We start from the raw sequence: 2,518 nt of genomic DNA on the forward strand, positions 1-2,518 counted from the left end.
TTTGCAGCCGCGTAAAAAACTGCGGATGATTGAAGCTCCTTTTTCAAAAACTGTTCATATAAATGAGATAAATCTTCAATTGTCCCATTAAAACGATTGTGTAAATCTACTGATTCAAGGTTTTTTCCCTCTGGTACTGCGTTCATCGCATCGTGATCGTCTGTAATTACAATAAAATGGTTTCCTGGTACGTTATACTTCATTGTTTATCCCCCTTTAATTTACACTCTACTGAACCGTTTAACCTCGAACTCTTTGACCGCGTGGTTCACTTCGTCCGGAAAGATCATATACTTATTGCCATCACTTTCGACGTGTTGACGGTATGTCCATGCGATTTCCGGGATTGAAGGAGGTCCAACGGAGTCTAATGCCGTAGGTACTGTTTCCCTCGCAATTTCAAACGGCAGTGATGCCAATTCATTCTTGAACGAAGCAAAGTCTGCAACCGATTGTAAATACGCTATTTTCGCCGATTCAATTGCTTCTAGCTTTTTAGGTGACTCTTTGCGATACTGTTCCTCCGCATATTCTCTCGCTGCTCTTACCGCTTCAACCGCTAGGCTGCGGGTATTATCAACCTGTGCGTGTTTTTCGTTATACGCTTTCATTTTTTCATCAATTTTCTTTGGATATTTAGTCATGTAATCGCTCCTTATTGTTGTTTTTAATCAGAATCCACTAACGTTTTTAACTTAAGTTGAGGCTCATTAAGGTAACGTGAGTAACCGACACCTAAACGACTTTTAATCGCATCCTCATGAAGGCCTTGATAAAGTTTAGTGCTAAAACGACCATTCATCGATTCTAGGATTTGTTTTGCTTCTCGTTTGTCCGGAGTCAGCGCCTTCTGTTGTAATGACGTATACACACTCCGTAACTTACTCATATCAGCCGACGTGATGGTCGAGGAACCAGAAACACGATCAGCGATACCTGGTAACTCTTTGACCAATTGCTCCGCGAGATAAGGATTATCGATTGTTTCTGCGTAGGTGGTGAGTTTATTAACAACTTCACGACCACTTAAAAATACGGCATCCAGCTTTAATTGAGTTACTTCGCGGTCATGTAATGCGACATCCATTTCGTGTGGTTTTTCCAGCGGCTCAATTAATGCTCTTTGTGCATTGTTTTGCGCCTTTACAACCGCTTTTTCAAACTCATCTCGTTCCGTGGCTAACGTTTCCATTAATTGTCGACCCATCTTTTCGTTGAGTTCTTCACGTTTCTTTTCTTTGCCTTCGGGTGACAACAAACCGTCATTTTCAATTTCCACCTTTAATTCATCGTACATTTTCTGGAATGTGCGGATATTTCCTGTTGCGCGTTGTGTGATTTCATTTACAGTTTCTCTCGCTTGTCTTGCTTCTTCGATATACTTTGGCATTAATGATTCCCCCTAATATTTATAAGTGTGTCTACCGACTATTCGACAGTAGCTTAATGGTTTTTGTTCCTTCTTTAAATCTCGATAACAAGAAGAATTTTTCGCGTCCTCTACTTCCTGCTCAAGCTCGCGCCGTCTCCTATCCGCCCTAATCTCACGAGCAATCGAATCATACGGAGTGCTCACGCCTACACCACCTTCACTTTGACCTCCGCGAAAATTATCTTTGCATTCTTGATTGACGACGATCCTTTTTTGGTTAGTTTTTGATAATGACGTTTACTGCCTTTTTTCCCTTCGCTGACTCCTTGACCTCACATTCGACAATGGCCCCGGCCTCCGGTGTACCCGCTTCAACCTCGCGCCAATGCACGAATAAACCATCGGTTGTAAATCCGTAGCCTTTCGTCTCGTCGTACCACTTCAAGCGGCGCTTCTCGTTCTTTTCCCGTTTTACTACCTCTTTGCGCGGACAACGATAGCCTGTGTCCTCTATATAAGCGATCTCATCTCCGGTTCCTTCTCCGCCCGACCAAACAATCGGCTCATACTTCCGCTGCTCGAAACTTTCTAATCGCGGCGCTAAGCTGTCTGACATACGTTCTCTTCCTCCTTTACGTGTCCGAAGCGATGTTCTACGTGGTCAAAGCACAAGTGATAGCAAATCTCGTCGAGAGCATCGCGGCAATGACGGATAACCCGATCATATGACCATGTTCTCGGATATGCCTTACTCCACCGGTCAATTATTTCGCCAGTATTAGCATCTACTACAATCGCGTTTATCGTGTGTCCACCTTCGGCTTTTTTGATCGTTTCATGTCTAACAATTGCTGGACGCAAAGGCTCGACCTCCTTTATGATCTCGTGTAACTCCTGGCTTTCCTCACAATACCACGCTTCGTATTCGCGATCCTTCTGCCCGTATGCGTACTCCCGGACTGTTATTCGTTCACAAATAAACTCGTCCCCCTTATCGGTTGGCGACGCTTTAGAACGTCAAATAAGCGTTACCTAACCTAATACACTCGGCAAATAGTAACGTTTGTCTATCGCTTGATTTCGCCGCTAAAATCGGCTGTTTTCGCGTCTATTACCCCCTTACTCCTGAAATTTCTAAACGGTTTT

Annotated in this window: 5 protein-coding genes; all 5 read right to left on the bottom strand. The window is 43.7% G+C overall.

Annotation, left to right across the window (positions count from 1 at the left end; all coding sequences use genetic code 11):
* The coding region (locus ABMB67_RS23275) for a hypothetical protein (protein ID WP_354573469.1) at nucleotides 1-203 on the bottom strand (203 nt) is incomplete at its 3' end.
* Nucleotides 204-221: 18 nt separating this feature from the next.
* Nucleotides 222-644 (bottom strand): hypothetical protein, encoded by a 423-nt coding sequence (locus ABMB67_RS23280; RefSeq protein WP_354573470.1) that lies wholly within the window; start codon nucleotides 642-644, stop codon nucleotides 222-224.
* Between the two features lie 23 nt (nucleotides 645-667).
* On the bottom strand, nucleotides 668-1,390 hold the full coding sequence (locus ABMB67_RS23285) for a hypothetical protein (protein ID WP_354573471.1): 723 nt from the start codon (nucleotides 1,388-1,390) through the stop codon (nucleotides 668-670).
* A 259-nt stretch (nucleotides 1,391-1,649) separates the two neighbouring features.
* The gene (locus ABMB67_RS23290) at nucleotides 1,650-1,988 is read right to left on the bottom strand and encodes a cold-shock protein (RefSeq protein WP_354573472.1); all 339 of its coding nucleotides are present in this window, start codon (nucleotides 1,986-1,988) and stop codon (nucleotides 1,650-1,652) included.
* Entirely contained in the window at nucleotides 1,973-2,233 is a 261-nt protein-coding gene (locus ABMB67_RS23295) for a hypothetical protein (RefSeq protein WP_354573473.1), read from the bottom strand. Before ABMB67_RS23295 ends, ABMB67_RS23290 begins: the two co-directional genes overlap by 16 nt.
* Nucleotides 2,234-2,518 lie beyond the last annotated feature (285 nt).

Origin of the sequence: Halalkalibacter oceani (assembly GCF_040544555.1) — a bacterium.
Taxonomy (GTDB): Bacteria; Bacillota; Bacilli; order Bacillales; family Bacillaceae_D; genus Halalkalibacter; species Halalkalibacter oceani.

Bases quoted from the DNA above. Each gene is read 5' to 3' on its own strand.
- ABMB67_RS23290 (WP_354573472.1), bottom strand. From the start codon at position 1,988: ATGTCAGACAGCTTAGCGCCGCGATTAGAAAGTTTCGAGCAGCGGAAG.
- ABMB67_RS23280 (WP_354573470.1), bottom strand. From the start codon at position 644: ATGACTAAATATCCAAAGAAAATTGATGAAAAAATGAAAGCGTATAAC.
- ABMB67_RS23285 (WP_354573471.1), bottom strand. From the start codon at position 1,390: ATGCCAAAGTATATCGAAGAAGCAAGACAAGCGAGAGAAACTGTAAAT.